The sequence below is a fragment of the Anaerosporobacter faecicola genome, assembly GCF_012070565.1.
Taxonomy (GTDB): domain Bacteria; phylum Bacillota; class Clostridia; order Lachnospirales; family Lachnospiraceae; genus Anaerosporobacter; species Anaerosporobacter faecicola.
This window is the reverse complement of sequence record NZ_JAAQRO010000017.1, coordinates 1-631: the sequence shown is the minus strand read 5'-3', so window position 1 is coordinate 631 and position 631 is coordinate 1. Positions and strand designations below refer to the sequence as shown.

At 46.8% G+C, this 631-nt stretch carries 2 rRNA genes; both read right to left on the bottom strand.

The features are described from left to right. Positions 1–106, bottom strand: a 5S ribosomal RNA gene (rrf, locus tag HBB17_RS08170); the annotation flags it as partial. Positions 107–316: 210 nt separating this feature from the next. After that, positions 317–631, bottom strand: a 16S ribosomal RNA gene (locus HBB17_RS08165); the annotation flags it as partial.

Sequence of the window (631 nt, the reverse complement as noted above, 5' to 3'; positions counted from 1 at the left end):
CCTACTCTCCCATACCGTCTCCAGTATAGTACCATCGGCCGTCTAAGTCTTAACCATCGTGTTCGAGATGAGAACGGGTGTGTCCCTAAGACGCATCGCCACCAGAAAAATTTTGTTTTCTTTTTTACTCCGACCTGTCGATTACCTCTCCTTCGATTCCGCTTTGCTTCATCTCAGTAGAGCTACTCGTCCTATGCATACTCGCTTCATTCCGTGCGTCTGAAAGCAAGCTTTCTTCCGTACTCATTACACTCTTATGCGCAGGTCTCATTGAAAACTAAACAGTAAAACAACCTCTACTTCTTCTCTTCCTTAGAAAGGAGGTGATCCAGCCGCACCTTCCGATACGGCTACCTTGTTACGACTTCACCCCAGTTATTGATCCTGCCTTCGGCAGCTCCCTCCCACATCACTAAGCACGACTCCGACGTATTCTTTATCGAATATAATTAATTTTACTTCGTAAAATTAATTATCACGACTTACGTCATGCTCACTGATGTGGGTTGGGTCACTGACTTCGGGCATTACCAACTCCCATGGTGTGACGGGCGGTGTGTACAAGACCCGGGAACGTATTCACCGCGACATTCTGATTCGCGATTACTAGCGATTCCAGCTTCATGTAGTC